Below are 24601 nucleotides of genomic sequence, written 5' to 3' on the forward strand. Positions count from 1 at the left end.
TTACTCGAGCCGCGATGGCACCCGGTGAACATCCGAAGATGAACCGCTCATGAACACATCCCTTTGTGTGATCACACAACTAGAGCGATTTGAGCGCGAGAAACACGTCGACCCGGTCCTCGAGGGTCGACAGATCGCGTCCGGTCAGTTGCTCAACGCGTTCGATCCGATAGCGAACGGTGTTCACGTGCAGGTGCAGCGACTCCGCCGTACGGGTCCAGGAACACGAGCAGGCGAGGAACGCCTGGAGCGTGGTGAGCAGGTCGGCATGGGTACGGCGGTCGTGCTCGAGGACCGCTCCGAGGACGCGGTTGGTGTACGTCCGCCGTACGTCGTCGGGCAGTGTGGCGAGCAAGAGGACGTGGGACGCGACCTCGTCCGAGGTGACCACCGACACCGGCGCGCGGCCGGCGCCGGCTGCACGCTGCGCGAAGCGTGCTTCTTCCAGTGCACCGGCGAGTGCGTCGACTGACGTCTCGCCGCTGATGCCGACTGCCAGACGCCCGCGGTTCAGGCCCGGGGCGAGCCGGCCGAAGGCTCGTCGCAGGTGCTCAGGCAGGCCGGGCGTGGAGGGAAGGAAGCCGACCAGCAGACCGTCGCGTGCGGGCGCGACGACCGCTGGGCCGACCGTCAACGCGACGTCCTCGAGCAGGCTCAGCGCGACCTCACCCGGCCCGTCGTCGCGGAGCTCTGCGACGGCGATGACCATCGGTCGCTCCGAAGGCGCTCCTGCCTGCTTCAGCCTCGCCGCGACCTCGGCCTGGGCGGCGCCGGACTCCACCATCGCGAGCGCGTCCGCGACCAACGGCCGGAGCGCCCGCCTGCCCTCGTCTCGGCGGGCGCGGTCCAGCGCGGCGATCGCGCACAGTTCGTGCACCGCCTCGACGTGGTCGCGGGACCATTCGTTGTGATCGCCCTCGATCACCACGACCCAGGCCGTCAGGCGGTTCCCCAGCCCGGATCCGACCGGGAACAGGCTGTACGACGCATCGATCGTCATCGCCACCGCAGGCGTGCGATCCGCGGTCAGGAACTTGCGGGTCACCGCGTCGATCGCATCGGGATCGAGCTCACCCGGCCCCGGTACGACGTGGCGCCCGGTCGGGGTCAGCACGCGACAGTCGTGCCCGATCTCCGCTGAGATCCGGGCCGCCAGCTCGTCGAGGCTGCGACCGGCCGCGATCGACGACAACAGCTGCCGCTGGCGGACCAGACTCGCCGACAGCCGGGCCCCGGTCTCGGCGGATCCCGCCGCTGCGACGTACTCCGTCACGTCCGCGAACGCGATCTCGACCGGCACCTCGATCAACGTGACCTCGTGCCGTTGACATGCGTCGAGCAGGTCCGCCGGAACATCACCCAGCTGCGCCTTCCCGGCCAGGATCGTGGTCGCCCCTCGACCGGCCATCGAGGCCACGAACACCTCGCTGTCCATCGGCCGCCGCCGCCAGACCAGCCCGGTCAACACCACCTCGCCGCCGTTCAGGTACCGCCCCGGCTCCAGCAGGTCGGTGGTGACCAGCCGCCCGATCGGCCGATCCAGCACTCCGCCCGCGGAATGCAGCAACCGCAACCCGAGCTCGGGCGCGTCCAGCAACTCGGCCAGCAGCACGGCACACCTCCTTTAGAGGAACGTACAACGCGCGCGCCTACGCGAGACACCCCCTCGCCGGCCCTCGATCCAGACCTTGACGCTCTCGTCCGGTCACCCTATGGTTTTCGCAGAACAGAAATGAAGTTCCGCAATACGGAAAATGGAGTCAGGATGAGCCACCAACTGCGGTACACGGTGAACTGTTCGTTGCTGTTCACCGAGTTGCCCCTGCTGGAGCGACCGGCCGCCGCTCGCCGGGCCGGGTTCAGCGCGGTCGAGTTCTGGTGGCCGTTCGTCGAGGCGGTCCCGCCGGAGCGGCAGGTCGACGCGTTCGTCACCGCGATCACCGACGCCGGCGTCCAGCTGACCGGTCTCAACTTCTTCGCCGGCGACATGCCCGGCGGCGACCGTGGGCTGGTGTCGTGGCCGAAGCGGTCCAGCGAGTTCCGCGACAACGTCGACGTCACCGTCGGCATCGGCGAGCGGCTCGGCACCCAGGGCTTCAACGCTCTGTACGGCAACCGCGTCGACGGCAGCAGCGAGCAGGAGCAGGACGACCTCGCGGTCGAGAACCTCGCCCTCGCCGCCCGGGCCGCCGCGCGGATCGGCGCCACCGTCCTGGTCGAGCCGGTCAGCGGCGCCGAGCGGTACCCGCTGAAGACCGCGGCCGACGCCCTCGCCGTGATCGATCGCGTCCAGGCGGCGTACGACGTACCGAACGTCGGCCTGCTCGCCGACCTCTATCACCTCGCGGTCAACGGCGACGACGTCAACAAGGTGATCGCCGACCACACCGACTGGGTCGCCCACGTGCAGATCGCCGACGCGCCGGGCCGCAACGAACCCGGCACCGGCACGCTCCCGCTCGACCAGCAGCTCACCGCCCTCGAGGCGAATGGCTACTCCGGCTGGATCGGACTCGAGTACAAGCCGTCCACAACCTCAGACGCAAGCTTCGGCTGGCTGCCGTTCGAGCGCCGCTGATACCCCCAGGAGATCTGACATGACGAATATCGCCTTCATCGGCCTCGGCATCATGGGCAACCCGATGGCCGTCCACCTCGCCAACGCCGGCCACACCGTGGCCGGGCTGGATCGCTCGCCGGAGCGCGCCAAGGACCTGATCGCGGCCGGCGGTCGCGCCGCGGGCTCGCTGGCCGAAGCGGTCAAGGGCGCCGACGTGATCTGCGTGATGGTGCCCGACTCACCCGACGTCCAGGACGTGCTCGAGGGTGAGGACGGCGTCTTCCAGCTGGCCGAGACCGGCACGCTGATCATCGACTTCTCCAGCATCCGGCCCGACGTGACGCAGCAGCTCGCCGAGCAGGCCCGCGCCCTCGGGTTCCGCCTGCTCGATGCCCCGGTCTCCGGTGGCGAGGCGGGCGCGAAGAACGCCGCCCTGTCGATCATGGTCGGCGGCTCGGCGGACGACTTCGCCGAGGCCAAGCCGCTGTTCGACGTGGTCGGCAAGACCGTGGTCCACGTCGGCCCGAGCGGCTCGGGGCAGACGGTCAAGGCCGCCAACCAGCTGATCGTGGCCGCGAACATCCAGGCCGTCTCCGAAGCGGTGGTCTTCCTGGAGGCGTACGGCGTCGACACCAAGGCCGCCCTGGAGGTACTGGGTGGCGGCCTGGCCGGATCGACGGTGCTGAACCAGAAGAAGGAGAACATGCTGTCGCGCTCCTTCCAGCCCGGGTTCCGGATCGACCTGCACCACAAGGACATGGGCATCGTCACCGCGGCCGCCCGCGAGGCGGGTGTCGTCGTACCGCTCGGTGCCCTGGTGGCGCAGCTGGTCGCGTCGGCGCGGGCGAACGGCGACGGAGGTCTCGACCACTCGGCGCTGCTGCGCGGTGTCGAGCGGCTTTCCGGAAAGGACGTGAACTGATGGCCCGGATGCGCGCGGTCGACGCCGCGGTACTGATCCTGGAGAAGGAAGGTTCGACGCAGGCGTTCGGGTTGCCCGGCGCCGCGATCAACCCGTTCTACAGCGCGATGCGCGCCCACGGCGGGATCAAGCACGTCCTCGCCCGCCACGTCGAGGCCGCCTCGCACATGGCCGAGGGCTACACCCGGGCTCGCGCCGGCAACATCGGCGTCTGCATCGGTACGTCGGGCCCGGCCGGCACCGACATGATCACCGGCCTGTACTCCGCGGCCGCCGACTCGATCCCGATCCTGTGCATCACCGGCCAGGCGCCGGTCGCGAAGCTGCACAAGGAAGACTTCCAGGCCGTCGACATCTCGTCGATCGCCAAGCCGGTCGCGAAGTGGGCGGTGACCGTGATGGAGGCCGCGCAGGTGCCGGGCACCTTCCAGAAGGCGTTCCAGCTGATGCGTGAAGGCCGTCCGGGACCGGTGCTCGTCGACCTGCCGCTCGACGTACAGCTCGCGCAGATCGACTTCGACATCGACACCTACGAGCCGCTTCCGGTCTCAAGCCCGGCGGCCACCCGGGCGCAGGCGGAGCGGGTGCTCCAGATGCTCGGGGCCGCCGCCAACCCGTTGATCGTCGCCGGTGGCGGCGTGATCAACGCGGACGCGTCCGACCTGCTGGTCGAGTTCGCGGAGCTCACCGGGATCCCCGTCGTACCGACGTTGATGGGATGGGGCGCGATCGCCGACGACCACCCGTTGAGCGCCGGGATGGTCGGGCTGCAGACCTCGCACCGGTACGGGAACGCCACCATGCTGGCGTCCGATGTCGTGCTCGGCATCGGCAACCGCTGGGCGAACCGGCACACGGGCGGCCTGGACGTGTACCGCGGTGAGCGGAAGTTCATCCACGTCGACATCGAGCCGACGCAGATCGGGCGGGTGTTCGCGCCGGACTACTCGGTCGTGTCGGACGCGCGCGCCGCGCTGCAGGTGTTCGTCGAGGTCGCGCGCGAATGGGCCGCCGACGGCAGGCTGGCGGACCGTACGGCGTGGGCCGCGGAGTGCCGCGAACGGCGTACGGCGCTGCAGCGGAAGACGCACTTCGAGAACACGCCGATCAAGCCGCAGCGCGTGTACGAGGAGATGAACCGGGCCTTCGGACCGGATGTCCGGTACGTCAGCACGATCGGGCTGTCGCAGATCCAGGCCGCGCAGATGCTGCACGTGTACCGGCCGCGGCATTGGATCAACGCGGGCCAGGCCGGGCCGCTGGGCTGGACCGTGCCGGCGACGCTGGGGGTCGCGGTCGCGGATCCGGAGAGCACCGTGGTCGCGTTGTCGGGCGACTACGACTTCCAGTTCCTGATCGAGGAGCTGGCGGTCGGGGCACAGTTCAACATCCCGTACATCCACGTGGTGGTGAACAACTCGTACCTCGGACTGATCCGGCAGGCGCAGCGCGGGTTCGACATGGACTTCTGCGTCCAGCTGTCGTTCGAGAACATCAACAGTCCCGAGGTCAACGGGTACGGCGTCGATCACGTGAAGGTCGTCGAAGGCCTGGGCTGCAAGGCCCTCCGGGTCTTCGAGCCCGACGGCATCCTGCCGGCCCTGGAACAGGCCAAGAAGCTGATGGTCGAACACCAGGTTCCGATCGTCGTCGAGGTCATCCTCGAACGCGTCACCAACGTCTCCATGGGCGTCGAGATCGACAACGTCATCGAATTCGAAGACCTCGCCATCAGCCCCGACGACGCGCCCACCGCACTCGCGTTGCTGGACTGATGGTTCGGGTAGTAGTTGCTTCCGACAAATTCAAAGGAAGTCTGACCAGCGCGGAGGTCGCGGCTGCGGTTGGTGTTGGGGTACGGCGGGTCTGCCCCGACGCGACCGTGGTTGCGGTGCCGGTGGCTGACGGTGGTGACGGGACGCTCGCCGCTGCCGTCGGCGCCGGGTTCACGCTGGTGCCGGTCGTTGCCTCAGGCCCGACCGGCGAACCGGTGCAGTCGGGGTACGCACGCCGCGGAAACACCGCAGTCGTCGAGCTCGCGGACATCTCCGGCCTGGTCCGCCTCCCCGGCGGCATCCCGGCTCCCCTCACTGCCACGTCGTACGGCACGGGCGAGGTGATCGGCGCCGCACTAGACGCCGGCTGCACCCAGATCATCCTCGGCATCGGCGGCAGCGCCTCCACCGACGGCGGCGCCGGCCTGATCGCCGCCCTGACGCAATCTCCGGGGTTGACCCCTGAGCTTGCCGGTTACCCCGCCGGTATGCCGGGTGCCAACGGACCATCTCGGGGGTTGACCCCTGAGACGGTCGGGTTGGGCGGGAGGTTGGAGGGGGTGCGGGTGGTGGTGGCTTGTGATGTGGACAATCCGTTGACCGGGCCCCGGGGTGCGGCGGCTGTCTACGGGCCGCAGAAAGGCGCCACACCCGAGCAGGTCGTCGAACTCGACGGCAGGCTGAGCGCGTGGGCCGACCTGGTCGCCGAACACACCGGCCGGGATCTGCGGGACACGCCTGGTGCGGGTGCTGCAGGTGGGGTTGGGTTCGCGGCGCTCGCCCTCCTCGGCGCTGAGCTCCGGCCGGGGATCGAGCTCGTACTGGAGATGGTCGGCTTCGAGGAGCAGCTCGCCGACGCCGACCTCGTCATCACCGGCGAAGGTGCACTCGACGAACAGACGTTGCACGGTAAAGCCGTCGCCGGAGTGGCCGCAGCCGCCCACCGCCACCTCGCCCAGCCCCCCGCGGCTCCCGCGGTCGGCGGGATCCCGGTGGTTGTTGTGTGTGGGGTGAATCGGCTCGAGGCTCACCAGCTGCAGGAGGCTGGGGTGCGGGCGGCGTATGCGCTCACCGATCTCGAGCCGGACGTCCAGCGGTGCATCGCCGAGCCGGCGCCGTTGCTCGAACAGCTTGGCGAACGGATCGCGGTCGAGCACCTTACGATGACGGCAAGGGAGAGAGGCAGCGCATGAACGCTCTTGATCTGGTGATTCGGGCTCGGCGAGTCGTCCGGCCCGCGGGCGAGCAGGCGGCTGCGGTCGGCGTACGCGACGGACGGATCGTCGCGATCGCGCCGTACGACGCCGATCTCCAGGCGACCACCGACCTGCGCCTCGCGGACGACGAAGTACTGCTTCCTGGTCTCGTCGACTCCCACGTCCACGTGAACGACCCCGGCCGGACCGACTGGGAGGGCTTCACCTCCGCGACCAAGGCGGCGGCCCGCGGCGGCGTCACCACGATCATCGACATGCCGCTGAACAGCATCCCGCCGACCTGCGACGTGCCGGCCCTCACCCTGAAGCGCAAGACTGCCGAGACCCAGGCGTACGTCGACGTCGGCTTCTGGGGCGGTGCGATCCCGGGCAACGTCGCCGACCTGCGCCCGCTCCACGAGGCCGGCGTGTTCGGCGACAAATGCTTCCTCCTGCACTCGGGCGTCGACGAGTTCCCGCCGCTCGACGCGGAGCAGCTCGAGGCCGCGATGCGTGAGATCAGCAGCTTCGACGGTCTGCTCATCGTGCACGCCGAGGACGCCCACCGCATCGACGAAGCCACCCCGCCGAACGGCGCAAGTTACGCCGGCTTCCTCGGCTCCCGACCCCGCGCTGCCGAGAACGAGGCGGTTGCGGGCGTCATCGACCTGGCCCGCGAAACCGGCTGCCGTGTCCACATCCTGCACGTCTCCAGCGCCGAGGTTCTTCCGCTGATCGCGAAGGCGCGCCAGGACGGCGTACGGATCAGCGCGGAGACCTGCCCGCATTACCTGAGCTTCACCGCGGAGGACATCCCCGACGGTGCGACGCAGTACAAGTGCTGCCCGCCGATCCGTGAGGCCGCCAACCGTGAGCTGCTCTGGGACGGCCTGCGCGACGGGACCATCGACCTCGTCGTCTCCGACCATTCGCCGTCGACGATCGACCTGAAACATCTCGACACCGGCGACTTCGGCACCGCTTGGGGTGGCATCGCGTCCCTCCAGCTCGGTCTGCCCGCCGTCTGGACCGAGGCCCGCCGCCGTGGCTTCACCCTTTCCGATGTCGTCCGTTGGATGTCCGCCGCTCCCGCGAAGCAGACCGGTCTGGGCGCCAAGGGCGGCATCGAGCTCGGGTACGACGCCGACTTCTGCGTCCTCGCCCCGGATGAGACCTTCACCGTCGACGCGACGAAACTCCAGCACAAGAACGCCATCACGCCGTACGACGGACGCACGCTCGCCGGCGTCGTCCGGAGTACCTGGCTCCGCGGCCAACCGGTCGACATCGACGTCGACCCGCGCGGCCGCCTGCTGACCCGAGGAGAACGATGAACTACTACGCCCCGAAGGGCGGGCTGCCAGCGCAGACCGACCTCACCACCGACCGCGCGGTCTTCACCGAGGCGTACGCCGTGCTCCCGCGCGGCACCATGCGCGACATCACCACCAGCCGGTTGCCGTTCTGGGACGACACGCGGTTGTGGGTGATCGCCCGTCCACTGTCCGGGTTCTCGGAGACGTTCTCGCAGTACATCGTCGAGGTCTCGCCTGGTGGTGGAAGCGACCGGCCGGAGACCGACCCGGCCGCCGAGGCCGTGGTGTTTGTTGTCTCAGGCAACCTTGTGCTGACGGTCGCGGGAGAGAAGCACGCGCTGGCGCCGGGCGGGTACGCGTACCTGCCGCCGGGCGGGGACTGGACGCTGCGGAACACCAGCGACGCGGCGGCGACGTTCCATCTGGTGCGGAAGGCGTACGAGCGGGTGGACGGGATCGACGTACCGCCGGCGCTCGTCACCAACGAGGCGGACGTCGAAGGCCGGGAGATGCCGGACACGGCGGGGCGCTGGAAGACGCAGCGGTTCGTGGACCCGGACGACGTACGGCACGACATGCACGTCAACATCGTCAGCTTCGAGCCGGGTGGGGTGATCCCGTTCCCGGAGACGCATGTGATGGAGCACGGGCTGTACGTGCTGGAAGGCAAGGCCGTCTACCTGCTGAACAAGGACTGGGTCGAGGTGCAGGAGGGCGACTTCATGTGGCTCCGAGCCTTCTGCCCCCAAGCCTGCTACGCCGGCGGCCCCGGCCCCTTCCGCTACCTCCTCTACAAAGACGTCAACCGCCACCCCAAACTGACTCTCTGAGGTCCTTTCGGAAGAAGACGCGGCTGCGGTCGGCGTCGATCGGGGTCCGGCCGAACTCGGTCCAGCCGTGGCGCGCGTAGAACTCCGGCGCCTGGAACTGGATCGTGTACACAACGCCGCTCAGGCAGCCACGCCTGCGGGCCTCAGCTTCAGCCTCGCTCAGGATGCGGCTTCCCAGGCCGGTGCCGCGGAGCTTCTCCGGCAGGTAGAGCAGGTCGACGAACCACAATCCGAGCGACGTACGGCCAGTGAGCCCACCCACTGTCTCGCCGTCCTCCCTGATCAGCACGGCCAGCGGCCGGCGGTCCTGGACGCCGGCGGCGGCGAGATTGAAGTCATCCAGCCCGTTCGACACGACTGCCTCGTCCGAGGCGGTCGGTGCATCGGTCAGCAGGAGGTCCACACCGCAGGACGCTAGCCGCGGGCACCGACAGTTTCAGTTGGTGATGTGGACCAGGCGTTGGGGTGGGGTGAGGGGGTCGGTGATGAGGCGGGCGTGGCGTTCGACGTCGTAGCGGGTGCCGTCGAAGGCCAGGCGGTGGCGTTCGATGCCTTCGGAGAGGAAGCCGGCACCGGCGGCGACCGCGCAGGAGGCCGGGTTGTTCAGTTGGTGGCCGAGCTCGAGCCGGTACAGCCCGGCCTGCTCGTGCGCCCAGCCGGCGAGGGCGCGCAGTGCGTCCCGGGCGACTCCGTGGCCGCGGACGTCGGCGAGCGTCCAGTACCAGGTCCAGCCGACCCGGTGCCGGTCGATGTTCGTCACGGCGACGCACCCGATCGGGTGATCCTCGGCGTCTGCCACGGCATACACGTGCCCGTTGTCCAGATCCGCGACCCGCCCGATCCAGTCCACCGCGGACGCCCGATCCACGATCCCGCCCTGGCTCACCATCTCAGGATCCGCGTGCGCCGCGGCCAGCCGCAGCGCATCCCCGGTCCGCCACCGCCGCAGCCCCAGCTCCCCGAGCGCGTATCCCATCCATCGAATCTACCGCCGTCACCATCTCACCGGACGCGCGTACGGCGCGTTACGGCGACCGGAGCGGGAGAGGATAGGGCCCATGGGATATCTGGATTTCAGGGATCAGGTTGTCGTGGTGACCGGGGCGAGCAGTGGGATCGGGGCCGCGGCGGCGGTGGGGTTCGCGGAGACCGGGGCTTCGGTCGCGCTCCATTACCACCGCAACGAGGAGGGTGCGAAGCACACCGTGGGCGCGGTGCAGACGGCCGGGGGTACGGCGTCCTTGCACCAGGCGGATCTGGCTGACCCGAAGTCGGCGGACGCGTTCATCGACGCGGTGCTCGCTCAGCACGGGCGGATCGACGTACTCGTGAACAACGCCGGCGACCTGGTGAACCGGTCCCCGATCGCCGACGTACCGGACGAGGAGTTCCACCGGATCCTGGACGTGAACCTGACCTCGGTATTCGCGCTGAGCCGTCGGATCGTGCCGGTGTTCCGGGCGCAGGGCGGCGGCTCGATCATCAATGTCACGTCGATCGCCGGGCGGACCGGTGGCGCCGGCGGGTCGGTGGTGTATGCGACCAGCAAGGGTGCGGTCAGCACGTTCACCCGCGGTCTGGCCAAGGAGCTCGCCCCGGAGGGTATCCGGGTGAACGCGATCGCACCGGGCGTGATCAAGACTCCGTTCCACGAGCGCCACACCGCCGACGCGCAGATGCAGGCCATGCTCGGCGCCATCCCGATGGGCCGCACCGGCACTCCGCACGAGTGCGTCGGCACCATCTTGTTCCTCGCGTCCGAGCGCATGTCGTCGTACGTCACCGGTCAGATCATCGAGATCAACGGCGGCCAATTGACGCCCTAGGCAACGTTCTCGGTTCGGAGGCTGTTGCCAGGAACATCGGATGGATCCGCAAGCCTGGCTGACTAACTTCGTGGTTGTCGCAAGCAGTTGACCGCGGCAACAACCAACACGAAGGAGAACTGCCATGAGCTTCAAGAAGATCGCCCCGCTCAAGCCGAAGGCCCCGAAGGGTAGCTGCCACAAGAAGCCCGCCAAGAAGGCGCCGCGCCGCCGGCCGATCGCGCGCTGAACCCCAGTTCTCTGACGGTGGGGCCTGCACTCCGCAGGCCCCACCGGCGCGTTCGAAGGGGAGGCTGAAGATGACGATCCGGCAGGCGTTCGCGCGGTTCTGGCCGCAGACGCGGGGTGACCGGCGGTGGTACGGCCTGGTCTGTGCATGTGTGATCGTGGCGGCGCTGTGCGAGACGGTCGCGATCCTGCTGTTCGGCAACCTGACCGACAACGCGCTGGAGCAGGGCTCACTCGCCGCGTTCTGGCATCCCGCCTCGGCCTGGCTGGCCGTTGCGGTCGTCGGCGCGATCATCGGGTACTTCGGCAACTCGCTCGCGCACTGGAGCGGTGAGAGGTTCGTACGGCGACTCCGCGCCCGCGTGTTCGCGCACGTGCAGGACCTCCCGCCGGACTTCTTCCAGCGCTACCGGCGCGGCGATCTGGTCGAGCGGCTCAGTGGAGATGTCGAGGCGATCGAGCAGTTGGTCGTTTCCTCGACGATCGGCGTCATCTCGGCGGTGTTCCGCGTCGTACTGTTCTCGGCCGCGGCGTTCTGGCTGCGCTGGGACCTGGCCCTCGTCACGTTCGTCCTGGCGCCGCTGCTGTGGCTGGCGGCGAAGACCTTCTCCGGTCCGATCAGACGTTTCGCCCGCTCCGAACGGGTCGCCGACGGAGCGATCACCTCGGTCCTGGAGGAGTCGCTCGGCCTGATCGAACTGACGCAGGCGTACGACCGGAAACCGTCCGAGCAGAGCCGGCTGGATCGCGAGGCAGTCTCCTGGATGCGCGCATCGGTGAGCGGCGCGCGCCGGAGCGAGCTCTACGAGCAGGTGGTCGAGGTCCTGGAGACGCTGTGCGTGCTCGGCGTGATCGGCCTGGGTGTCTGGGAGATCTCACAGGGCCGGATGACGCTCGGCGCGCTGCTGTCGTTCGCGGCGTTCCTCGGGTACCTGTACCCGCCGCTGCGCAGTCTCGGCGAACTCAACCTGACCGCCACGGCCGCTACCGCGGCGACCGAACGCCTGACCGAACTTCTCTCCGTCACTCCGTCCATCACCGACCCGGAACACCCGGTCGAACTCGACCACGTGCGCGGACGCCTCGAGTTCGACCGGGTCGGATTCCACTACCCAAGCGCAGGCCCGGCACTCACCGACTTCGACCTGACTGTGGAGCCCGGCGAGTTCGTGGTCCTCACCGGCCCGAGTGGTATCGGCAAGTCCACGATCGCGAAGCTCCTACTCCGCTTCTACGACCCCACCGCCGGCACGATCCGGCTGGACGGCGTACCGCTGTCGTCTCTGCCGGTACGGCGCCTGCGCGAGAGCATCACGTTGCTCTCGCAGCAGACGCTCGTACTGCCTGACACGATCCGAGCGAACATCGCGTACGGCCGCCCTGAAGCCACCGACGCAGAAGTCGTCGCCGCGGCCCGCTCAGCCGCCGCCCACGACTTCATCGCGGCCCTCCCCGACGGCTACGACACCCGCCTGGACCCGTCCGCGCCGAGGCTCTCCGGTGGCCAACTCAAACGCCTCACCTTCGCCCGAGCCCTCCTCCGCGACACCCCCGTCCTGATCCTCGACGAACCAACCGCCGGCCTGGACGCCGAGTCAGCCCACCACCTGATCACCCCACTCCGATCCCTGACTCAGAACCGCACCACGATCCTCATCACCCACGACCCAAGCCTCCTCACCTACGCCGACCGCATCGTGAAGCTCAGCGGGACAGAGTCCGGAAGCGGTGGGCCGAGAGGGGAAGGAAGATTGCTGTCAGCAGCACGGGAGCTATGACAGCGGCGAGTCCGGCGTGCGTGCCTATCCAGGTGGCGGTGGATGACGGGTCGGGATTGCCGAAGAGGGTCCGGGTGGCGGTTGCGGTGGCGGAGAGCGGGTTCCACTGGGCGATCGTGCCCAGCCAGGCCGGCATCGTCGACGTGGCGACGAACGTGCTGGACAGGAAGCCGATCGGCCAGACCAGGACCTGGACCATCGTCACGCTCTGCGCGTTCTTCACGGTGAGACCGATGAAGATGCCGACCCACAGCAGGGCGAACCGCAGCAGCAGCAACAACCCGAAGGCGGCGAGTGCCGATGGCAACCCGTCGTGCCAGCGCCATCCGAGCGCGAGCCCGGTCGCGACCAGCACGAGCAGCGTCACCACCGAGTCGAGCATGTCCGCGATGCACCGTCCGAGCACCACCGCCGTCGAACTCATCGGCAACGACCGGAACCGGTCCGTCACCCCCTTCGACACATCAGTGGTGACTGCCGTCATCGTGCCCTCGAGCCCGAACAACATCGCCAGCGCGAAGATCCCCGGCACCAGCAACTCGTAGTACGACGAACCGTCCGGGAACTCCATCGCCCCGCCCAGCAGCCCGCCGAACATCAGCAGCATCAGCACCGGGAAGAACCACTGGAACAGCACCAGCCCCGGCTGCATCCGCCAGTGCGTCAACGTCCGGCGCGCGATCGTCCAACTGTCCGCGAGCGCCCATCCGAGGCCGTTCATGCGGCCGCCCCGGTCAGGTGCAGGAAGACCTCGTCCAGGGTCGGCCGCCGCAACGTGATGTCCTCCGGTTCAATCCTTGCCTCATGCAACGAGGTCGCCATCATCACCAACGCCTTGGTGCGATCCTTCACCGGCACGCTCACGCGTACGTCGGCCACCCGGATCTCGCCGTCCGCCAGCGATCCGGCCAGTTCCACGACCCGCGGCACGTCGGCCGGATCCGCGAGCACCAGCTCCAGCCGGTCCGATCCCAACCGCGTCTTCAACTCGTCAGGAGTGCCCTCGGCAACGACCTTCCCTTCCTTGAGCATCGAGATCCGGTTCGCCAGCTGATCCGCCTCCTCCAGGTACTGCGTCGTCAGCAACACCGTCGTACCGCCGTCGACCAGCTGGCGTACGGCGGACCACACCTCGATCCGCCCGGCCGGGTCCAGTCCCGTCGTCGGCTCGTCGACGAACAGCACCCGCGGTGCCACGATCAGACTCGCCGCGAGATCGAGCCGCCGGCGCATCCCGCCGGAGTACTTGCTCACCGCCTGCCCGGCCGCCTCCGTCAGGCTGAACCGCTCCAGCAGCTCGTTCGCCCTGCTCCTGTGATTCTTCAGATGATTCAGCCGCCCGAACAGCTCCAGGTTCTGCCGCCCGGTGAGTACCTCGTCGACAGCGGCGTACTGCCCCACCAGCCCGATCCGCCGTCGTACCTCCGCTCCTTGCCGGCGGACGTCGTACCCCGCGATCGTCGCCGTACCGGAATCCATCTCCAGCAGCGTGGACAGGATCCGCACTGCCGTCGTCTTGCCGGCGCCGTTCGGACCGAGCAGGCCCGTCACCGTGCCGACCGTGACGTCGAGGTCGAAGCCGTTCAGCCCCGCACCCTCCGTGCCGCCCCTGTAGTTCTTCCGGACGCCGACGGCCTCGATCACTCGTTCCGTAGTCATTCCCACCTCTCGGATCGTTGAGCCGTAGAGTGTACCGTACATTGTACGGCTCAGGTACGATGCGTTCAACGACGAGCGGTGGAAGAAGGTTCCGGTGGCGGGAAGGAAGGCGGCTGCGCCCGATCCGGCGCGCAGTCTGGCGCTGCTCTGGGGGAGCCACGCCAAACCCGGCCGCTCCGGTCTGACCGTGCGCGCGATCGTGGACGCGGCGGTCGAGCTCGCCGACAGCGACGGTCTCGAGGCGCTCTCGATGCGGATGGTCGCCGACCGCTTGAAGGTCGGCACGATGTCGCTCTACACGCACGTGCCGGGCAAGGGTGAGCTGACCGACCTGATGTTCGACCGCGTGTACGGCGACCTGTACGCCGACGCCGTCGAGCCGGTGAAGCAGCCCGGCGGCTGGCGCGGCGCGCTCGAATTCATTGCCCACCGCAACTGGGAGATCCTGACCGCGCACCCGTGGATCCACGAGGTCCCGACGATGCGTACGGCGCTGGGCCCGAACATCACCCGCAAGTACGAGACCGAGCTACGCCCGCTGGACGACCTGGGCCTGACCGATGTGGAGATGGATTCCGCGCTGGCTCTCGTCCTGACCCACGTCCAGGGCACCGCGCGCGCCGGTGCCGAACAACTCCGCACCCAGCGCGACTCCGGATTGAGCGACGAGGAGTGGTGGCGTCAGATCTCCCCCACGCTCACCACGGTCGTGTCGGGCACCCACTTCCCCCTCGCCGGCCGGGTCGGCACGGCAGTGGGCGAGCACTTCCAGTCGGCGCTGGATCCGGCCCATGCCCTGACGTTCGGACTGGCCACAATCCTCGACGGCCTCGCCCAGCTGATCGCGTCGAGATCAGCTGTTCAGTAGGTCTTCGAAGGGCGTGGGGTTGGCGAAGGGATCAGCCTTCGGAGGGGCGTCGTGCTGCAGTGCGGCGACCAGCTCGCTCGCTGCCTGAGCGATTCGCGGCCGCAGCTTCCCGGCGTTCGGACCCCAATCGGTCGACGCGGCGTACACGCCCGTCGCGACCGGCAGTGCCTTCAGGTAGGCGAACAGCGGCCGGAGGGCGAAGTCGAGCACCAGCGAGTGCCGCTCGGTGCCACCGGTCGCGCCCAGGAGGACAGGTTTGCCGGCCATGGCCTGGTCGTCGAGCACGTCGAAGAACATCTTGAACAAACCGGAGTACGACGCGCTGAATGTCGGGCTGACCACGATGAGGGCGTCCGCCGCCGCGACCGTGTCCAGGACCTCCCGGAGCTCGGCCGACGGGAAGCCGGTGAGCAGGTTGTTGGTCAGATCATGAGCGTGGTCGCGGACCTCGATCGTCTCGACGCGGGAGGTGATCCCGCGCCCGGACAACTCGTCCGCGACCGCGGCGGACAGCTGGTCGGCGAGCAGCCGGGACGACGACGGCGTCGTCAACCCGGCCGTCACGACAGCAATCAGGCGTTCCTTCATTGGACCGGCTCCTCGATGGTCTCCAGGTCGCGGGCGCGCTCGGCGGCGGCCTTCAGGGAGGCGTGCGTCGGTGCGTTCGGTACGTGCGCCGGCTTCAGTGCGGCGAACTCCTTCCGCAGCACCGGAACGACCTCTTCGCCGAGGATGTCCAGCTGCTCCAGCACCGTCTTCAACGGCAGCCCGGCGTGGTCCATCAGGAACAACTGCCGCTGGTAGTCACCGAAGTGCTCCCGGAACGACAGCGTCCGCTCGATCACCTGCTGCGGGCTTCCGACCGTCAACGGCGTCTCCCGGCTGAAGTCCTCGAGCGACGGGCCGTGTCCGTAGACCGGCGCGTTGTCGAAGTACGGCCGGAACTCGTTGATGGCGTCCTGCGAGTTCTTCCGCATGAAGACCTGGCCGCCGAGCCCGACGATCGCCTGGTCCGCGGCGCCGTGCCCGTAGTGCTCGAAGCGCCGGCGGTACAGCTCGATCATCTGCTTGGTGTGCGAGATCGGCCAGAAGATGTTGTTGTGGAAGAACCCGTCACCGTAGTAGGCCGCCTGCTCGGCGATCTCCGGCGAGCGGATCGACCCGTGCCACACGAACGGCGGTACGTCGTCGAGCGGCCGCGGCGTCGACGTGAACCCCTGCAGCGGCGTACGGAACTTGCCCTCCCAGTCGACGACGTCCTCGCGCCAGAGCCGGCGCAGCAGCGCGTAGTTCTCGATGGCGAGCGCGATGCCGTTGCGGATGTCCTGGCCGAACCACGGGTAGACCGGGCCGGTGTTGCCGCGGCCCATCATCAGGTCGACCCGGCCGTCGGCCAGGTGCTGCAGCATCGCGTAGTCCTCGGCGATCTTCACCGGGTCGTTGGTCGTGATCAGGGTCGTCGAGGTGGACAGGATGATCTTCGACGTCTGCGCCGCGATGAACCCCAGCTGGGTCGTCGGCGACGACGGCACGAACGGCGGGTTGTGGTGCTCGCCCTGCGCGAACACGTCCAGCCCGACCTCCTCGGCCTTGAGCGCGATCGCCACCATCGACTTGATCCGCTCGCCCTCGCTGAGCGTCGTCCCGGTCGTCGGGTCCTCGGTCACGTCCCCAACGCTGAACACCCCGAACTGCATCGGCCCTCCTCAGCCTAAGTAGTTCACGATTAAACTACTGATATCACCCAGAACGCCAATCCCCGGCGAGTCATTCCACTCCGGACACACCGAAGGCCCGCGATCCGACAAGGATCGCGGGCCTCAGTGTGTTCGTCAGAAGGTATGACCGTCCAGCAACTCGTCGTCACCGGTCAGCGCGGCGGCAATCCGCCGATACTTCCCGGCCTCGTCGCGGCGCGACTGCCGTTCGAGCGTTCGCGCCAGCATCAAGTGGGCGTAGTACTCCGTCGGCTGCCGTTCGATCACCTCGAGCAACTGCTCCTCGGCCGGCTTGAGCAGTGCTGCGTGGTAATACGCCCGCGCCAGCAACAGCCGCGTCCCGACATCGTCCGGCGTCTCGTCGACGACCGGCTTCAGTGCCCGGATCGCACCGCGGTAGTCCCGCTCCTCGAAGTACTGCTGTCCCAGTCCGTAGCTCAGTGCACGCATGTCCTCCACGGCTCGCAGAACGCCGCGGACGGCACGCCTTATTCCGAGGCGTCGAGTGCGGCGACCTGGTCGGCCGTCAGTTGTACGTCGACCGCGGAGTACGAGTCGCGGATGGTTTCTGGGCGGCTGGAGCCGGGGATCGGGATGACGACCGGGGACTTGGCGAGCATCCAGGCGAGGGTGAGTTTCTGGGGGCTGACGCCGAGCTCGGCCGCGAGGGACTGGAAGGCCGGGTACTTCGCGCCGAGTTCGCTCGCGTTGGTGATGCCGCCGAGCGGCGACCAGGGCAGGAACGCGATGCCCAGCTCGTCGCACAGGTCCAGCTCGGGCTCGCTGGAGCGGAACTTGGGGGAGAACTGGTTCTGGACCGACACCAGTCGGCCGCCGAGGATCTCGTTGGCCTGCTTGATCTGGTCCGGGTTCGCGTTCGAGATGCCGGCCATCCGGATCTTGCCGGCGTCGAGGAGGTCGCGGATCGCGCCGATGGAGTCCTCGTACGGCGTCTTCGGGTCGGGCCGGTGGAACTGGTACAGCCCGATCGCCTCCACTCCGAGCCGCTTCAGCGACGCCTCGGCGGCCTCCGCGATGTGCTTCGGGGAGCCGTCCAGCGTCCAGCTGCCGTCACCGGGGCGCAGGTGGCCGCCCTTGGTCGCGACCAGGACGTCGGAGGTGTCACCGCCGTACGACGCCAGCGCCTTGGCGATCAGGCTCTCGTTGTGGCCGTCGTCGGTCGCGGTCAGGTGGTACGCGTCGGCGGTGTCGATCAGCGTGATCCCCGCCTCCAGCGCGGCGTGGATGGTCGCGATCGACCGGGCCTCGTCGGGCCGGCCCTCGATCGACATCGGCATCCCGCCGAGCCCGATCGCGGATACCTCGACGTCACCGATCCGGCGGGTCTTGTTCGTGTCAGTTGCCATGTGTCCAACGTCCCGCGCCGGGACTGCGAATTCCAATAGGAATATCCGAACACACTCAGCAGCCCGGCTACTGAATGTCGGCCACCGCGTCCAGGGCGGCGTGCAGGTAGGGGACCAGCTTCTCGATGTCGCCGTTGAGCACCGTCGAGCCGAGGACCGCGCGATTCAGGATCATGCCAGGCGGCGTCACTCCGCCGCTGGGCTGAACCGCTGCGTCCCGACCACGGACAGCAGGCGGAGGGCCTCCTCCGACGGGGAGCCGGGAGTTGCGGTGTAGATGATCACCTGCTGGTCGCGGTCCGGGATCGCGAGCGCGTCGCAGTTCACCGTGACCAGGCCGACCAGCGGGTGCTGGAAGGACTTGCACAGAGTGGGTTCGGCCGCGATCTCCCGGGCCTCCCAGAGTTCGGTGAACTCGGGGCTCCCGGCCAGCAGGTCCGAGACCAGTTCCCGGAGCTCGGGATCGTCCGGGTAGCGCGCGACGGTCGATCGCAGGTGGTTCACCGAGCTCCGGGCGAAGCGTTCGGAGTCCGCGACGGAGTACACGTGGCCGACGTCGCCGGTCAGGAACGCCCGCCGGATCAGGTTGCGTTCGCGCCGGGAGCGGACCGAGAAGTCCTCCATCAGCGCCGTCGCGAGGTGGTTCCACGCGATCACTTCGTACGACGCCGACAGGACGATCGCGGCCGCGTTCGGCAACCGGTCGAGGAGGTCGAGGATGCTCTGCCGGACCTCGCGCGGCGGTCCGACCGGCCGTACCGGCGGCACCCCGGCGAGGTGATGGAGATAGTTGCGCTCGGCATCGTTCATCCGGAGTGCCCGGGACAGTCCGGCCAGCACCTCGCTGGACGGATGCGGTGCCCGCGCCTGCTCGAGCCGCGTGTAGTACTCGGTGGAGATGTAGGCGAGTTGGGCGACCTCCTCGCGGCGCAGTCCCGGCGTACGTCGTCGTCTGCCGCCGGGTAGACCAACCTCCGCCGGGGTGAGCCGCTCGCGTCGGCTGCGCAGGAATGCCGCCAGTTCCGCCTTGTCCACGTGTTCCAGTCTGCCTCGCCGTACCGAGTTAGCCAGGTACTACTGGTGTCTGGTTACGCGCACCGGCGGCGTACACGCTCGGTGACATGGACAAACTGCTCGAGAACAAAGTGGTCTTCATCGCCGGGGCCGGTCGCGGGATCGGCGCCGCGGCCGCTCGGTTGTTCGTCGCCGAAGGGGCTCAGGTGATGCTCGCCGCGCGCACCGAGTCGCAACTGGAGTCGCTCGCGAAGGAGCTCGACGCCGCGTACACGGTCTGCGACCTGGGCGATCCCGCCTCAGTCGGCGCCGCGGTCGACCGGACGGTTGCGGAGTACGGACGACTGGATGCCGCCTTCAACAACGGCGCGATCGGTCAGCCGCCCGGCCCGATGGACGGCCTCGGCCAGGACACGTTCGACCAGGTCTACGCCGTGAACCTCAGGGGAGTTTGGTCCGCGATCGTCGCCGAGGTCGGTGCGATCCGGGCCACCGTGGGGCGTGGCAGCATCGTCAACACCTCGAGTGTCGGCAGCTTCGCAGGCAACCCGGCGCTTCCGGCGTACGGCGCGATGAAGCGGGCCGTGAACAGCCTGACCGAGTCCGCCGCGATCACGTACGGACCCGAGAACATCCGCGTCAACGGGGTCGCGCCCGGTACGACGCTCACCGAGATGCTGCAGGACTGGGACCGCGCGCAGCCCGGCGTCATCGACGGGCTGAACGCGCGGACCCCGCTCGGTCGTGGGGCCGACCCGAGCGAAGTGGCCCAGGCCGTCGCCTGGCTGCTCAGCGACCGGGCGTCGTACGTGACCGGTGCGGTGCTGCGCGTGGACGGCGGCCTGGGCGTGTGATCAGGCTGAGTGGACGTGCGGGCGGTGGTCCTCGACGACGTAGGTCGCCCGGGTGGTGATCGGGGCGTTCGGCGTCTCGACGTACGGGACGACACGGAAGTCGGACCGCCACTGCTTCTGGTCGACCGTGACCCGGACGTACCCGCGCTGGGAGTTGAAGAACTTCAGGTGCGGGTTGGCCTCGAGGAACTGCTGGCCCTGGTCGGTCAGGTCGGCGCCGTTGCCGCCGCTGGTGATCGACGTACCGACGAACTCGGTGCCGACCGTGGCCGAGTCCGGGTTCGCGTAGTCGCGCTTGAGTTCGAGGGCGTAGTTCTGGTGCCGGTCGTCGGTGATGACGACCAGGTTGCGGACCCCGCTGTCCTGCGCGGCCGCCAGTACCTTGTTGCGCTCGGCAACATAATCGTCCCACGGGTCCAGCCAGACATGGGTCTCCGGGCCCGGCGTCCAGTCGGTCTGGCCCATCGGGGTCTGGTTGCCGATCACCTGCCAGCGGGCCTTCGACTGCCGGAATCCGTCCAGCAACCAGGCGCGCTGCTTGCCGCCGAGCATCGTGTTGTCCGGGTTGAACCGGTCGTCACAGGTGGACGAATCGCCATCGCCGCACGGCTGGTCGGTACGGTGCTGACGGGTGTCGAGGATCGTTCATTTGGTGGGTAGCTGCGACTTGGCGCGGAGGTTAACGGGTCCGATCGGGAAATTACCGGCGAACGACGGTAGAACTGGGGTTTCGCTAGGCTGGCTGGATTGCTAGCTACTCGGGGAGCTGACTGATGGCTTACGAACCGTGCCGCTACGCCCAGCGTTGGCCGGACCTGTTCGAACCGCTCGACGACGACCAGAAGCAGCGCGTCAGCGACGCGCTGTCGAACAACCGGCTCGAGGGTTGGGAGCCACAACGCGACGACGTCGCCGACCTGGTCGACCGCGAGCTCGGCCGGATCGACACCGCGGAGTACATCCGCCGCACCATGGCCAAGGTCACCGGCGGCGGGCCGGTGTAACCGAAGAGCCCTCTCCGGAAAGACAGCGCTGGCGCTGCAGCTGCAGAAGTCGACGTACGCCGGCGTGGAAGAGGACGGCCCGGACGACGGTGTCGAACGCGACGACTGACGCCCGCCCGGCTGGCTGCGCCTCGCGACGGTCGGTCGGCTCGGCGGTGCTGTCCCGGGTCGGTGCAGGATAGGCGGTATGCAGACCGACGAACGGATTCGCCGTGCCCGGCCGGAGGACATCCCGGCGCTCGTGGAACTCGTGTACGCGCTGGCCGAGTACGAACGCGCACCCGACGAGTGCCACCTGACCGCCTCGCAGCTGGAGACCGCGCTCTTCGGCCCCAGCCCCGCCGCCTTCTGCCACGTCGCCGAACACGAAGGCGAGATCGCCGGCTGCGCGATCTGGTTCCTCAACTTCTCCACCTGGCGCGGCGTCCACGGCATCTACCTGGAAGACCTCTTCGTCCGCCCCGAAACCCGCGGCACCGGCCTGGGCAAAGCCCTCCTCACGGCCCTCGCGCAAGAATGCGTCCGCAACAACTACGAACGCCTCGAATGGTCCGTCCTCAACTGGAACACCCCCGCCATCGACTTCTACAAGTCCCTAGGCGCCAACCCCCAAGACGACTGGACCGTCTACCGCCTAACCGACGAGGCCCTCACAAAGCTCGGCTCCTAACCCGCGGCCAGCCCGCGCGGTGCTACGCGCGCGCTGCCTGATCTCGGCGGCCCTGCCTCGGGTGGCCGCAAGTCAAGGGTTGACCGGTTATCCGCTGCTATTGGGGGTTCTTCGCTCGCACACCAGCGAAGAACCCCCAACGGGAATGGATATCCACTCCCGTTGGAGGCCCTCGACTGCGCGTGGTCAGGTGCGAGGGCAGGTTGGGGTGGTCGGGGTGGACGTTCCGCGGGATGGTGGATGCCCTCAGCAACAACCGAGGTCGGCAGCCCTCACAAGGCTGGGTTCGTGAGGAACCGTTCCCGCAGTTCGATCAGTAGGCGTTCCTTTTCCGCGAACGGCCCCGTCGCCAGCCAGGTGGTTTCGACTGCTGCCTTGAACGCGTCCTCGTTGAAGGTCGCGGTGACCACCGTCGACGTGTTGTCGAACGGGTCGCGGTCGTCGAACCAACCGTGTTCCTGGGAGACGAAATGGTGGACGGTCGCGCTCGGCTTCGTCCCGGGTTCGAGCTGTCGCGGCGGCCCGTTGAGGGTCTCGAGCCAGTCGGCGCCGCGGTCCATGCGATCCAGGACGCCTGCGATCCGCTCGTTGCCGCCGTACCCGGCTTCCTGACACGCGCGTCGCGCCGCCCACCGAGCGAGCGAGCGCAACGTTTCCGAGTCGGTTTGCTCGAGCGTGTCCACGAAGGACCGGTCCAGCTGCGACAGTTCCTGGCCGAAGCTAGCGCGCTTGATGCGCTCGGTCGGCAGCGTTCCGCCCCAAGCCGCCGCCCACTCGGCGAGTCGCCGGTCTTCAGCCTGCCGCGCCTTCTCTGCTTTCATCTCGGCGAGTTGGGCGGGCGTCGGCTGCTCGCGGGCGAACCCATGCCAGTACGCCGCCTGCTTGCTCGTCTCCTTCACCACGCGATCAGGCGCGGGCCGAGCCGGCCAGAACTGCAGGAGGTACCTGTCCACCAGCGGCTCCCCGTCCATCGGCGGTCCGGCCTGGTGACCCGCATCCATACCCCATGCGGAGTACCGGACTCGGTAGTCCGCGTCCGGTTCGAGGTCCAGCGGCCACGACCCACCGTCTCCTGCCCAGGTCATCAACACCGTCGCGCCGATCGGCCGGTACGACGCCTCGACGACGTCCTCCGCGCTGTGCTCGACCGAGGGCATCGTGTCGTGCAACTCGACGGCGAACTCCACCTCTCCCGTGTGCATCCCGGTGACCAGGAACAACGTCCCCGGCACCGCGGCACCACACAACCCGTTCCGCTGTCCGGCAAAGCATTCATGGAGATCGGCGGAGTTGTTCGCACTCTCCACGTAGATCTGCGCATAGGCCACCCATGCCGGCCCGCTCATCAAGGTGCGCTGCATGCGCCCATCCCCCCAGGTCAGTGAGCACCATTTGAACCACGGTGGATCCGCTGCTTCAAGGCGAATGAGTTGCAGGTTCGTGCAATCCGGTGGAGTTCGTGTGGGTGTGAGGCGCTCACCACGGTCCGTGTGAATTAGCCCCGGCGGTTCTTGGCGTCGTACATGGCCTGGTCTGCCTCGTGGAGGAGGGTTTCGAGGTCGGTGGTGGTGGGGGTGATGGGGACGGTGCCGACGCTGGTGGTGACTTGGACGGCGATGTTGGGGAGGGGGCGGCTGACGGCGGACTCGAGGCGAGTGATGAGGGTGGTGAGGTCGTCGCCGGCGATGTCTTCGGCCAGTACGGCGAACTCGTCGCCGCCGAGCCGCGCCACCGTGTCGCCGTGGCGGACGGCTGTGGTGAGGCGGTTCGCGATCTCGCGGAGCGCATTGTCGCCGGCCTCGTGGCCGTAGCCGTCGTTGACGAGTTTGAAGTGGTTCAGGTCGCAGAACAGCAGCGCGCCCGGCCGGCCCGTCGTACGGGTCCGCTCCAGGACGTTCGTGAAGCGGTGCTGCAGGAGCCGCCGGTTCGGCAGGCCGGTGAGCGGGTCGTGTGCGGCGTGGTGGCGCAGTTCCCGTTCGGCGTCCTTGCGGGCGGTGACGTCGTCGATCTGGATCAGCAGGATCCGGGGCCGGTCGGCGCCCTGTTCGACGATGGCCGCCGTACCGCCGAGCCAGATCGCGTTCCCGTTCGGCTGGGTGAAGACCCGCTCGAACCGATACGTTCCGTTGCCGGCAGCAACATCTTCGAGATTGGTCCGGGTCGACCCGGGCTCCTCGTCGCGGAGGAACCGCGCCAGCCGGGCCCCGAGCAGATCGCTCGCGACGTATCCGGTGATCCGGCAGAAGGCGTTGTTCACGCGCAGGATCCGGCCCCGCTCCGGCCCGTCGAAGCCGATCGTCGCCATCCCGTTGCCGGCGCCCTCGAAGACGAGGCGGAACGTCGCCTCACTCGCCTCCAGCCGGGTCTTCTCGGCGAGCAGCTGGTCGGCCAGCCGGGCCTTGTCGATCGCCACGCCGGCCTGGGTGGCGAAGATCTCCAGCAGCTCCCGGTGGACCGGCCCCGGCCGCCGCTGGTCCTCGGGCAGGTCGACCGAGAGCATCCCGACCAGCTTCCCGTCGGGTGAGTACAACGGTGCGAACAGCGCGTCGAGCGGGTGCCATGCGCCGGGGTCGTCGGACACCGGTACGTCGGGCACCCACCCGACCACCTCGCCCTCGGGCAGCCGCTCGTGCGGCACGAACCGGAGCTTGCCCCACGCGTCGGCGATCGCGAACTCGGAGTCGAAGATGTCCGGTGCGCTGACTCGTCCGAGCAGCGCTTCCCGCGCCTCCGGCGAACCGGCGACCGCGATCACCTCGAACTTCCCGTCCGCGTGCCGCAGGTTCAGCACGGCGATCCCGAATCCGAGCCCGTTCACGACCCCGTCGACGACGGCCTGCAGCGTTTCGGCAAGGCTTCGCCCAGCGCCCATCCGGGCGCTCACCTCGTAGAGGCGACGGACGGCAGTCAGCCGTACCGCTGGCTCGCTCTGCACCCGTCGAGAATAGGCCGATTTCACCGGGGGTGAGCAGTTGTATCCACAGCTGACCCGGTTAAGCGTTTGTTGTCACAGCAC

25 protein-coding genes are annotated in these 24601 nt (G+C 68.5%); 12 read left to right on the plus strand and 13 right to left on the minus strand.

The genetic code is table 11. The features are described from left to right. Positions 1-79 precede the first annotated feature (79 nt). Positions 80-1612, minus strand: coding sequence for a PucR family transcriptional regulator (locus tag OHA18_RS16245; protein WP_329004930.1), 1533 nt, complete (start codon positions 1610-1612; stop codon positions 80-82). A 153-nt stretch (positions 1613-1765) separates the two neighbouring features. On the opposite strand from OHA18_RS16245, the gene OHA18_RS16250 reads away from it, so the two are divergent. From OHA18_RS16250 to OHA18_RS16275, 6 genes are read left to right on the plus strand one after another with little or no spacing between them, the layout of a single operon-like run. Continuing rightward, positions 1766-2578 carry a hydroxypyruvate isomerase family protein gene (locus OHA18_RS16250; protein WP_329004931.1) on the plus strand — a complete coding sequence of 271 codons (813 nt, stop codon included), beginning with the start codon at positions 1766-1768 and terminating at the stop codon, positions 2576-2578. After that, positions 2490-3482: a 2-hydroxy-3-oxopropionate reductase gene (locus OHA18_RS16255; protein WP_329004932.1), complete on the plus strand. Its 993-nt coding sequence runs from the start codon at positions 2490-2492 to the stop codon at positions 3480-3482. Before OHA18_RS16250 ends, OHA18_RS16255 begins: the two co-directional genes overlap by 89 nt. Next, positions 3482-5257 carry a glyoxylate carboligase gene (gene gcl / locus OHA18_RS16260; RefSeq protein ID WP_329004933.1) on the plus strand — a complete coding sequence of 592 codons (1776 nt, stop codon included), beginning with the start codon at positions 3482-3484 and terminating at the stop codon, positions 5255-5257. The genes OHA18_RS16255 and gcl overlap by 1 nt, the downstream gene beginning before the upstream one ends. Beyond that, positions 5257-6450: a glycerate kinase gene (locus tag OHA18_RS16265; protein WP_329004934.1), complete on the plus strand. Its 1194-nt coding sequence runs from the start codon at positions 5257-5259 to the stop codon at positions 6448-6450. Before gcl ends, OHA18_RS16265 begins: the two co-directional genes overlap by 1 nt. After that, entirely contained in the window at positions 6447-7787 is a 1341-nt protein-coding gene (allB, locus tag OHA18_RS16270; RefSeq protein WP_329004935.1) for an allantoinase AllB, read from the plus strand. The genes OHA18_RS16265 and allB overlap by 4 nt, the downstream gene beginning before the upstream one ends. Continuing rightward, positions 7784-8599 (plus strand): bifunctional allantoicase/(S)-ureidoglycine aminohydrolase, encoded by an 816-nt coding sequence (locus tag OHA18_RS16275; protein ID WP_329004936.1) that lies wholly within the window; start codon positions 7784-7786, stop codon positions 8597-8599. The genes allB and OHA18_RS16275 overlap by 4 nt, the downstream gene beginning before the upstream one ends. On the opposite strand, the gene OHA18_RS16280 is transcribed toward OHA18_RS16275, so the two are convergent. Together OHA18_RS16280 and OHA18_RS16285 are read right to left on the minus strand one after the other, a co-directional pair. Beyond that, entirely contained in the window at positions 8571-9002 is a 432-nt protein-coding gene (locus tag OHA18_RS16280) for a GNAT family N-acetyltransferase (RefSeq protein ID WP_329004937.1), read from the minus strand. The genes OHA18_RS16275 and OHA18_RS16280 overlap by 29 nt on opposite strands. Before the next feature lie 33 nt (positions 9003-9035). Further along, on the minus strand, positions 9036-9575 hold the full coding sequence (locus OHA18_RS16285; RefSeq protein WP_329004938.1) for a GNAT family N-acetyltransferase: 540 nt from the start codon (positions 9573-9575) through the stop codon (positions 9036-9038). A gap of 82 nt (positions 9576-9657) precedes the next feature. Here OHA18_RS16285 and OHA18_RS16290 point away from each other — a divergent pair, with 82 nt between their 5' ends. Beyond that, the gene (locus OHA18_RS16290; RefSeq protein ID WP_329004939.1) at positions 9658-10425 is read left to right on the plus strand and encodes an SDR family NAD(P)-dependent oxidoreductase; all 768 of its coding nucleotides are present in this window, start codon (positions 9658-9660) and stop codon (positions 10423-10425) included. 299 nt (positions 10426-10724) lie between these two features. Continuing rightward, positions 10725-12431, plus strand: coding sequence for an ABC transporter ATP-binding protein (locus OHA18_RS16295; RefSeq protein ID WP_329004940.1), 1707 nt, complete (start codon positions 10725-10727; stop codon positions 12429-12431). On the opposite strand, the gene OHA18_RS16300 is transcribed toward OHA18_RS16295, so the two are convergent. Both OHA18_RS16300 and OHA18_RS16305 read right to left on the minus strand, forming a co-directional pair. Next, positions 12358-13152 (minus strand): ABC transporter permease, encoded by a 795-nt coding sequence (locus OHA18_RS16300; RefSeq protein WP_329004941.1) that lies wholly within the window; start codon positions 13150-13152, stop codon positions 12358-12360. The genes OHA18_RS16295 and OHA18_RS16300 overlap by 74 nt on opposite strands. Next, the gene (locus tag OHA18_RS16305) at positions 13149-14090 is read right to left on the minus strand and encodes an ATP-binding cassette domain-containing protein (RefSeq protein ID WP_329004942.1); all 942 of its coding nucleotides are present in this window, start codon (positions 14088-14090) and stop codon (positions 13149-13151) included. Before OHA18_RS16305 ends, OHA18_RS16300 begins: the two co-directional genes overlap by 4 nt. 94 nt (positions 14091-14184) lie before the next feature. Here OHA18_RS16305 and OHA18_RS16310 point away from each other — a divergent pair, with 94 nt between their 5' ends. Then, positions 14185-14958, plus strand: a complete 774-nt coding sequence (locus tag OHA18_RS16310) for a TetR/AcrR family transcriptional regulator (RefSeq protein WP_329004943.1) — start codon at positions 14185-14187, stop codon at positions 14956-14958. Here the strand turns inward: OHA18_RS16310 and OHA18_RS16315 are convergent. The 5 genes from OHA18_RS16315 to OHA18_RS16335 form a co-directional block, all read right to left on the minus strand. Beyond that, entirely contained in the window at positions 14944-15546 is a 603-nt protein-coding gene (locus tag OHA18_RS16315; RefSeq protein ID WP_329004944.1) for an FMN reductase, read from the minus strand. The genes OHA18_RS16310 and OHA18_RS16315 overlap by 15 nt on opposite strands. Further along, entirely contained in the window at positions 15543-16655 is a 1113-nt protein-coding gene (locus tag OHA18_RS16320; protein WP_329004945.1) for an LLM class flavin-dependent oxidoreductase, read from the minus strand. The genes OHA18_RS16315 and OHA18_RS16320 overlap by 4 nt, the downstream gene beginning before the upstream one ends. 135 nt (positions 16656-16790) lie before the next feature. Further along, entirely contained in the window at positions 16791-17126 is a 336-nt protein-coding gene (locus tag OHA18_RS16325; RefSeq protein WP_329004946.1) for a tetratricopeptide repeat protein, read from the minus strand. 38 nt (positions 17127-17164) lie between these two features. Continuing rightward, a complete protein-coding gene (locus OHA18_RS16330; RefSeq protein ID WP_329004947.1) occupies positions 17165-18043 on the minus strand; it encodes an aldo/keto reductase in 879 nt (292 codons plus the stop codon). A gap of 186 nt (positions 18044-18229) precedes the next feature. Beyond that, positions 18230-19078 (minus strand): helix-turn-helix transcriptional regulator, encoded by an 849-nt coding sequence (locus tag OHA18_RS16335; protein WP_329004948.1) that lies wholly within the window; start codon positions 19076-19078, stop codon positions 18230-18232. Between the two features lie 86 nt (positions 19079-19164). Here OHA18_RS16335 and OHA18_RS16340 point away from each other — a divergent pair, with 86 nt between their 5' ends. Further along, entirely contained in the window at positions 19165-19911 is a 747-nt protein-coding gene (locus OHA18_RS16340) for an SDR family NAD(P)-dependent oxidoreductase (protein ID WP_329004950.1), read from the plus strand. On the opposite strand, the gene OHA18_RS16345 is transcribed toward OHA18_RS16340, so the two are convergent. After that, on the minus strand, positions 19912-20553 hold the full coding sequence (locus OHA18_RS16345) for an alkaline phosphatase D family protein (protein ID WP_329006118.1): 642 nt from the start codon (positions 20551-20553) through the stop codon (positions 19912-19914). It abuts the gene before it with no gap. A 131-nt stretch (positions 20554-20684) separates the two neighbouring features. On the opposite strand from OHA18_RS16345, the gene OHA18_RS16350 reads away from it, so the two are divergent. Further along, complete coding sequence (locus OHA18_RS16350; protein ID WP_134121482.1) at positions 20685-20915, plus strand: antitoxin VbhA family protein; 231 nt, start codon at positions 20685-20687, stop codon at positions 20913-20915. Positions 20916-21102: 187 nt separating this feature from the next. Next, complete coding sequence (locus OHA18_RS16355) at positions 21103-21585, plus strand: GNAT family N-acetyltransferase (protein ID WP_329004951.1); 483 nt, start codon at positions 21103-21105, stop codon at positions 21583-21585. A 272-nt stretch (positions 21586-21857) separates the two neighbouring features. Here the strand turns inward: OHA18_RS16355 and OHA18_RS16360 are convergent, their stop codons facing one another. Together OHA18_RS16360 and OHA18_RS16365 are read right to left on the minus strand one after the other, a co-directional pair. After that, on the minus strand, positions 21858-22946 hold the full coding sequence (locus tag OHA18_RS16360; protein ID WP_329004952.1) for a hypothetical protein: 1089 nt from the start codon (positions 22944-22946) through the stop codon (positions 21858-21860). Positions 22947-23080: 134 nt separating this feature from the next. Beyond that, on the minus strand, positions 23081-24520 hold the full coding sequence (locus tag OHA18_RS16365; protein WP_329004953.1) for a diguanylate cyclase domain-containing protein: 1440 nt from the start codon (positions 24518-24520) through the stop codon (positions 23081-23083). Positions 24521-24601: the final 81 nt, after the last annotated feature.

Source organism: Kribbella sp. NBC_00709 (genome assembly GCF_036226565.1).
In the GTDB taxonomy this organism is placed as follows: domain Bacteria; phylum Actinomycetota; class Actinomycetes; order Propionibacteriales; family Kribbellaceae; genus Kribbella.

Bases quoted from the DNA above. Each gene is read 5' to 3' on its own strand.
- OHA18_RS16355 (WP_329004951.1), top strand. From the start codon at position 21,103: ATGCAGACCGACGAACGGATTCGCCGTGCCCGGCCGGAGGACATCCCG.
- OHA18_RS16350 (WP_134121482.1), top strand. From the start codon at position 20,685: ATGGCTTACGAACCGTGCCGCTACGCCCAGCGTTGGCCGGACCTGTTC.
- OHA18_RS16265 (WP_329004934.1), top strand. From the start codon at position 5,257: ATGGTTCGGGTAGTAGTTGCTTCCGACAAATTCAAAGGAAGTCTGACC.
- OHA18_RS16325 (WP_329004946.1), bottom strand. From the start codon at position 17,126: ATGCGTGCACTGAGCTACGGACTGGGACAGCAGTACTTCGAGGAGCGG.
- OHA18_RS16275 (WP_329004936.1), top strand. From the start codon at position 7,784: ATGAACTACTACGCCCCGAAGGGCGGGCTGCCAGCGCAGACCGACCTC.
- OHA18_RS16250 (WP_329004931.1), top strand. From the start codon at position 1,766: ATGAGCCACCAACTGCGGTACACGGTGAACTGTTCGTTGCTGTTCACC.
- OHA18_RS16340 (WP_329004950.1), top strand. From the start codon at position 19,165: ATGGACAAACTGCTCGAGAACAAAGTGGTCTTCATCGCCGGGGCCGGT.
- OHA18_RS16290 (WP_329004939.1), top strand. From the start codon at position 9,658: ATGGGATATCTGGATTTCAGGGATCAGGTTGTCGTGGTGACCGGGGCG.
- OHA18_RS16320 (WP_329004945.1), bottom strand. From the start codon at position 16,655: ATGCAGTTCGGGGTGTTCAGCGTTGGGGACGTGACCGAGGACCCGACG.
- OHA18_RS16255 (WP_329004932.1), top strand. From the start codon at position 2,490: ATGGCTACTCCGGCTGGATCGGACTCGAGTACAAGCCGTCCACAACCT.
- OHA18_RS16285 (WP_329004938.1), bottom strand. From the start codon at position 9,575: ATGGGATACGCGCTCGGGGAGCTGGGGCTGCGGCGGTGGCGGACCGGG.
- gcl (WP_329004933.1), top strand. From the start codon at position 3,482: ATGGCCCGGATGCGCGCGGTCGACGCCGCGGTACTGATCCTGGAGAAG.
- OHA18_RS16295 (WP_329004940.1), top strand. From the start codon at position 10,725: ATGACGATCCGGCAGGCGTTCGCGCGGTTCTGGCCGCAGACGCGGGGT.
- allB (WP_329004935.1), top strand. From the start codon at position 6,447: ATGAACGCTCTTGATCTGGTGATTCGGGCTCGGCGAGTCGTCCGGCCC.
- OHA18_RS16360 (WP_329004952.1), bottom strand. From the start codon at position 22,946: ATGCAGCGCACCTTGATGAGCGGGCCGGCATGGGTGGCCTATGCGCAG.
- OHA18_RS16315 (WP_329004944.1), bottom strand. From the start codon at position 15,546: ATGAAGGAACGCCTGATTGCTGTCGTGACGGCCGGGTTGACGACGCCG.
- OHA18_RS16305 (WP_329004942.1), bottom strand. From the start codon at position 14,090: ATGACTACGGAACGAGTGATCGAGGCCGTCGGCGTCCGGAAGAACTAC.
- OHA18_RS16330 (WP_329004947.1), bottom strand. From the start codon at position 18,043: ATGGCAACTGACACGAACAAGACCCGCCGGATCGGTGACGTCGAGGTA.
- OHA18_RS16300 (WP_329004941.1), bottom strand. From the start codon at position 13,152: ATGAACGGCCTCGGATGGGCGCTCGCGGACAGTTGGACGATCGCGCGC.